Source organism: Actinophytocola sp., from assembly GCF_049647105.1.
In the GTDB taxonomy this organism is placed as follows: domain Bacteria; phylum Actinomycetota; class Actinomycetes; order Mycobacteriales; family Pseudonocardiaceae; genus Actinophytocola.
On sequence record NZ_JBARWZ010000057.1, the window covers coordinates 1 to 5,953 of the forward strand.

Annotated in this window: 5 protein-coding genes and 1 pseudogene; 5 read left to right on the forward strand and 1 reads right to left on the reverse strand. The window is 72.0% G+C overall.

Annotation, left to right across the window (positions count from 1 at the left end):
- Positions 1 to 49 precede the first annotated feature (49 nt).
- Positions 50 to 391 (forward strand): nitronate monooxygenase, encoded by a 342-nt coding sequence (locus WBA97_RS07580; RefSeq protein WP_424230000.1) that lies wholly within the window; start codon positions 50 to 52, stop codon positions 389 to 391.
- 67 nt (positions 392 to 458) lie between these two features.
- Here WBA97_RS07580 and WBA97_RS07585 read toward each other — a convergent pair.
- Positions 459 to 2,087: pseudogene (locus WBA97_RS07585) on the reverse strand (bifunctional lysylphosphatidylglycerol flippase/synthetase MprF); the annotation flags it as partial.
- On the opposite strand from WBA97_RS07585, the gene WBA97_RS07590 reads away from it, so the two are divergent.
- The 4 genes from WBA97_RS07590 (at position 2,069) to WBA97_RS07605 (ending at position 5,951) form a co-directional block, all read left to right on the forward strand.
- Positions 2,069 to 3,418, forward strand: a complete 1,350-nt coding sequence (locus WBA97_RS07590; RefSeq protein ID WP_424229996.1) for a pyridoxal phosphate-dependent decarboxylase family protein — start codon at positions 2,069 to 2,071, stop codon at positions 3,416 to 3,418. The pseudogene WBA97_RS07585 and the gene WBA97_RS07590 sit on opposite strands and share 19 nt — an antisense overlap.
- A 9-nt stretch (positions 3,419 to 3,427) precedes the next feature.
- The gene (locus WBA97_RS07595; RefSeq protein WP_424229997.1) at positions 3,428 to 4,249 is read left to right on the forward strand and encodes a putative RNA methyltransferase; all 822 of its coding nucleotides are present in this window, start codon (positions 3,428 to 3,430) and stop codon (positions 4,247 to 4,249) included.
- Positions 4,249 to 5,481, forward strand: coding sequence for a Gfo/Idh/MocA family protein (locus WBA97_RS07600; RefSeq protein WP_424229998.1), 1,233 nt, complete (start codon positions 4,249 to 4,251; stop codon positions 5,479 to 5,481). The genes WBA97_RS07595 and WBA97_RS07600 overlap by 1 nt, the downstream gene beginning before the upstream one ends.
- 89 nt (positions 5,482 to 5,570) lie before the next feature.
- Positions 5,571 to 5,951: a hypothetical protein gene (locus tag WBA97_RS07605; RefSeq protein WP_424229999.1), complete on the forward strand. Its 381-nt coding sequence runs from the start codon at positions 5,571 to 5,573 to the stop codon at positions 5,949 to 5,951.
- Positions 5,952 to 5,953 lie beyond the last annotated feature (2 nt).

Here is a 5,953-nt window from a genome sequence, read left to right on the forward strand (position 1 = left end):
CGTGGCGGCCGTGCTCGTCGCGGGCGCGAGCGCCGCGCAGCTGGGCACGATGTTCCTGCCCTGTCCGGAGAGCGGGGCGAACCCGCTCCACCTCGCGGCGCTCGCGGCGGGCGAGCTGCCCACGGCCGTCACCCGCGCCTTCACCGGCCGGCCCGCACGGGGGCTGGTGAACCGCTTCCTGTCCGAGCACTCGGCAGGGGCGCCACCGGCGTACCCGCACGTCCACCAGCTGACCAGGGACCTGCGGAAAGCGGGCGATTCGCAGGCCATGTCGCTGTGGGCAGGGCAGTCGTACGAGTTCGCCCGGCCATTGCCTGCCGCAGACCTGGTGCGAGAGCTGGGTGCGGGCGCACGGTCGGCACTGGCCGCTGCCGCACGGCGGTGGGCTTAGCCAGGTAGGCACGCAGCACGGCGGCGCCGATCCTCGGCAGGTCACCTGTATTGCGGTACGTCAGGTACAGCGGCTCGCGGCGCGGCTGGAACTTCGCCTTGAACGCGTGCAGTGAGCCGAACCCGTACAGGGGCTCCATGAGCTTGCCCATGCCGTCGAGCATGCGCTGCACCGGACTCGCCTCGTGGTCTCCGGTACGGACCAGCGGCGCACCCGACAGTGACACCAGCTGTGCGCCTTCCGCCTGGAACGTCACGCAGGCCTCGGCGATCATGAACTCGACCACCGGCCGGAAACCGTCGGCCTTGCGGCGCATCATGTCGAGGGTCCAGCCCCTCGGCTTGCCGTTGGCGTCGAGGACCGGCAGCCAGGACGTGACGCCGTGGACCGTGCCGCCCGCGTCGACCGCGATGCCGACCCGCACGCGCGGGTCCATGGCCTCGGAGACGCCGCCGAGCGTGAACCTCAGCTCCGGGGTGCGCTTGCCACGCAGCCAGTCCGCCGACACCTCACGCACCTGCCGGACGATCGCCGGGCTCTCGTCGGCGAGGGTGACCATGCGGAACGTGATGCCGTCCTTGTCGGCGCGGTTGCGTGCGGTGCGGATGTCCTGCCACTTCTTGCCACGGAACGCGAGGTCCGGCAGGTCGAGGATGGTGTCCTCGGCGACCTGGACCCGCTTGGCGCCGACCGAGGCCGCGGTGGCCGCGCCGACGGAGAACCATGCCGGGACGAGACCCTCGCGAGCGCAGTGCGCGGCGAACGCGGCCGGTGCCGTGAGCCGCCAGCCGGTCGAGCCGACCGGGTCGCCGACGGCGATCGCGACCCCGGCGTGGCGGCGGTAGGCGACGTACCCGTCGTCCCCGTACAGGTACTCGGTGCCGGGCCAGGTCGTCATCCACGACAGGGTGCCGCCGCCGTGGGTCTCGAGGAGGTCCACGGCGCGGTCGGAGCCGGTGACCTTCTCGGCGCGTCGGACGAGCAGCGGGCCCAGCGGCAGCGCGACGGCCACGGCGACGAGGTGCACGACGTCCGCGAGGTGGCCGATGACCAGCAGCGACCCGACGACGTAGCCGATCAGGCCGGCCCTGGTCCAGAACCGCCGCCTCGGCGCGAGCGTCGCGGTGGCGACCGCGGCGGCGGCCATCGCCCCACCGGACGGGCCGACGTCCAGTGCCGACACGAGCGCGCCGCCGGTCAGGTCGACGAGCGCGACGGCTCCGAAGACCCCGGCGACGTGCCCGACCGCCCAGACCGCCACGGCCCGCGCGGTGCCGAGGCGGTGTTCGAGGAAGCCGACGAACGCGGCGAAGCTCGCCAGCACCGCGACGTAGCACAGGGGAGTGATCGCGAACGGCACACCGGTGAAGACGGACCACCACCGGCCGTCCGCGAAGGCGGGAACACCGTAGGCGATGTGGTCACCCAGAGGGTGGTCCGTCACCGCTGTGACAAAGGTGCCGAGGAGGACGCCAAGGGTGACGATGACGACCAGTCCGACCGCGGTGAACGGGTGTCGGCGCAACAGCTGCATGGTGACCTCCTTGTTCGGCACGAGATCAACCCTGGTCTGAACCACGTGCGGAATCACTGGCGCCACCACCCGAAAGGGGGGTAGGGCTACCCCCCGATCCCGGGCGGCCCGTTTCTGTCGGTGGCCCGTGACATCGTGGAGCCATGACAGAACTTCCGGCATGGCTGCGGCAGGGGGTCGACGCGATCTCCGCCTGGCAGGACTCGTTCGCCCCCTACGATGCGCACCCGAGCGGGCACGTCGACCCCGACGTGTTCAAGGCCGGTTTCGAGGAACTGGTCGACCGGCTCGGCGCGGCCAACTACCCCTACTTCCACCCGGACTACGCCGGGCAGATGCTCAAGCCGCCGCACCCGGTCGCGGTGGCCGGCTACCTGACGGCGATGTTGGTCAACCCCAACAACCACGCCGACGACGGCGGCGCGGCCACGTCCAGGATGGAGCGGGAGGTGGTCGCCGAGCTGGCGGCGATGTTCGGCCTGCCCCAGCATCTCGGGCACCTCACCGGCGGCGGCACGGTCGCGAACCTCGAGGCGCTGTTCGTCGCGCGGGAGTCCCATCCGGGGCGCGGGATCGCCTACAGCGCGGACGCGCACTACACCCACGCCCGCATGTGTCACCTGCTGGGACTCGAAGGCCACCCGGTCCCGGTCGACCCGGCAGGCCGGATGTCGATGCCCGCCCTCGCGGAACTGCTGGCGACCGGTGCGGTGGGCACCGTCGTACTGACCGCGGGCACCACGGGCCTCGGCGCGGTCGACCCGATCGACGAGGCGCTGGCGCTGCGGGAGAAGTACGGGGTCCGGTTACACGTTGACGCCGCGTACGGCGGATTCTACACGTTGCTGCCGGACCTGCCGGACGCACGCGCGTTCCGTGCGATCGGCCAGTGCGACTCGGTGGTCGTGGACCCGCACAAACACGGGCTGCAGCCGTACGGGTGCGGGGCCGTGCTGTTCGCCGACCCGTCGGTGGCGCGGTACTACCACCACGACTCGCCGTACACCTACTTCACCGAGTCCGACCTGCATCTCGGCGAGATCAGCCTGGAGTGCTCGCGGCCGGGTGCGGCGGCGGCCGCGCTGTGGCTGACGCTGCGGGTGCTGGGCATGGACGGGTTGCGCGGGGTTCTGGCGGCGAACCGGCGTGCGGCCGGGCAGTGGTCGTCCTTGCTGGCCGCCTCCGACGAGCTCACGCTGTACCAGGAGCCGGCACTCGACATCGTCACGTACTTCCCGACGCGGGACACGCTGTCCGCCGTCGACGCGGCGACCGCGCGAGTGCTGACAGAGGGCATGAACGCGACGCGAGACCCGGTGTTCCTGAGCGTGCTGCGGATGCCGGCGGCGGCGTTCGAGGCCAGGGGGCACACCACGCTGTCGCCGGACGCGGACGGCGCGCGGGTGCTGCGGAGCGTGCTGATGAAGCCGGAGTCCGAGCAGCGGGTGCCGCGATTACACCGCCTGGTCACGGAGCTGGCCGCACGTCACTAGGGTCGCGGAGTGCTTGCTGACGTCCTGCCGTACCTGTCCTGTCCGCACTGTTCGTCCGGGCTGGACAGCTCCGGCGGGTCGGTGCGCTGCGGGTCGGGCCACACGTTCGACGTGGCGCGGCAGGGCTATGTGACCCTGATGCCGGGCAAGGCGTCCGTGACGGGTGACAGTGCGGAGATGGTCGCGGCACGGCAGGAGTTCCTGTCCGCCGGGCACTACGCGCCGATCGTCGCCGCGGTGGTGGCCGCGTGCGCCGGTGCCGGCTGCGTGCTGGACCTCGGTGCGGGCACCGGGCATTACCTGGCGGCGGTGCTCGACGCGTCGCCGGACCGGGTGGGCATCGCGCTCGAGATCGCGAAACCGGCGCTGCGGCGGGCGGCCCGCGCACACCCGAGGCTGGGTGCGGTCGGCGCCGACACGTGGCGGCGGCTGCCGGTGCGGGACGGTGTGGTGGCGGTGGCGCTCAACGTGTTCGCGCCCCGCAACGCCGCCGAGATCGCGCGGGTGCTGACGCCCGACGGCAGGCTCGTGGTGGTGGCGCCGCGCGCCGCGCACCTCGGTGAGCTGGTGTCCGCGCTGGACCTGCTGACCGTCGCCGAGGACAAGGCGTCGCGGGTGACGGCGTCGCTGCCCGGGTTCACGGTGTCCGCGCAGGACACGTGTGAGTTCGCGATGTCGCTGGGGCACGAGGAGGTGCTCGCGCTGGTGGGGATGGGCCCGAGCGCGTGGCACGTGGACGCGGCGGCGTTGCGGGCGAAGGTGGCTGAGCTGCGGTCACCGGTACCGGTGACCGCGTCGGTGACGGTGACGACGTACGTGAAGGGAGAGTGATGGTCCGGTACGCGATCGTCGGGGCGGGACAGCGGGGCGCCGGGTACGCCGAGTGGGTCGGCAGGCACCCGGACCGCGGGCAGGTGGTCGCGGTGGCCGAGCCCCGTGCGCACCAGCGCGAACGGCTGGCCCGCGAGCACGGGGTCACGCAGGTGTTCTCGTCGTGGGAGGAGCTGGCCGCAGCGCCTCGCCTCGCCGACGCGGCCATCGTGTCCACACAGGACGCCGAGCACGTCGGCCCGGCGATCGCGCTGGCACGCAAGGGATACCACCTGCTGGTGGAGAAGCCGCTCGCGCCGACGCCGGAGGCGTGCGCGGAGCTGGTCGGCGCGGTCACCGAGGCGGGTGTGTTGTTCGCGGTGTGCCACGTGATGCGGTACCGGCCGTACACACGGCTGGTGAAGCAGTTGGTCGAGGACGGCCGCATCGGCGAGGTGGTGAGTGTGCAGCACCTGGAACCGGTGGGGCACTGGCACTACGCGCACTCGTACGTGCGGGGCAACTGGCGCCGCACGGACCAGGCGTCGTTCATGCTGCTGGCGAAGTCGGGCCACGACGTCGACTGGCTGCGGCACATCGTGGGCAGGCCGATCGAACGGGTGTCGAGCTTCGGTTCGCTGCGCCACTTCACGCCGGAGAACGCGCCGGAGGGCTCCACGGACCGCTGCCTGGACTGCGCGGTGGAGGCGACCTGCCCGTACTCGGCGCCCCGCCTGTACCTCGGCATGGCCCGCGAGGGCCGCACCGGCTGGCCGGTGAGCGTGCTGGCGGACGAGGTGACGGAGCGGTCCGTGACGACCGCCCTTCGGGAGGGCCCGTACGGCCGCTGCGTGTACCGGTCCGACAACGACGTGGTCGACCACCAGGTGGTGGCGATGGAGTTCGCGGGCGGCGCGACGGCGACGTTCACGATGACCGCGTTCACCCCGCACGTCGACCGCCGCACCCAGATCTTCGGCACGAGAGGCTTCCTGGACGGCGACGGCGTCCGCGTGCGATTACACGACTTCGTCACGGAGACCACCGAGGTTCTGGCGGCCCCGAACACCGGCCTGGACACCGACGCGGGCCACGCGGGCGGCGACGCGGGCCTGATGGACGCGTTCACCACGGCGGTCGAAACCGGCGACGCGGGCCACATCCTGTCCGGCCCGGCCGAGTCCCTGGAGTCGCACCTGGCGGTGTTCGCCGCGGAACGAGCGAGGCTGTCCGGCACGGTCGAGGAGGTCTAGCGAAAGCCCGAGGGCAGAAGGAAAGTTCCTCTCCCGGCGGGGCCGGGCGACCTCTACGGTTGCGTCAACCAGCCCGAGAGGACCCTGCCATGGCCGTGCGCTACAACCCCTTCGTCCCGATCACGTTGATCGTGCTCGGAGTGGTCAACTTCGTGCTCGCGATGTGGTTGATCCAGGTCGGCGGGTCGGCCGGGTTCTCGATCGTGCTCGGGCCGGTGCTCGCCGTGCTCGGGCTCCTGCAGCTCACCCGCACCTACTTCGAGTTCGACGCGCGCAGCCGGACCATCGTCGTCAAGGCGCTGCTCGGGCCGCTGACGCGGCGGTTCGGTGGTGCGGACGGGGGGACGTTGCACGTCGACGGCAACCGCATCGTCTGCACGCGGTCGGACGGCCGCGTGAAGAAGGTGCCCGTGAGCCGGTTCATGGCCCGGGGTGACCAGTGGCGTGCGGTCGTCGCCCAGGTGGGCTGACC

Bases quoted from the DNA above. Each gene is read 5' to 3' on its own strand.
- WBA97_RS07580 (WP_424230000.1), top strand. From the start codon at position 50: ATGTTCCTGCCCTGTCCGGAGAGCGGGGCGAACCCGCTCCACCTCGCG.
- WBA97_RS07590 (WP_424229996.1), top strand. From the start codon at position 2,069: ATGACAGAACTTCCGGCATGGCTGCGGCAGGGGGTCGACGCGATCTCC.
- WBA97_RS07600 (WP_424229998.1), top strand. From the start codon at position 4,249: ATGGTCCGGTACGCGATCGTCGGGGCGGGACAGCGGGGCGCCGGGTAC.
- WBA97_RS07605 (WP_424229999.1), top strand. From the start codon at position 5,571: ATGGCCGTGCGCTACAACCCCTTCGTCCCGATCACGTTGATCGTGCTC.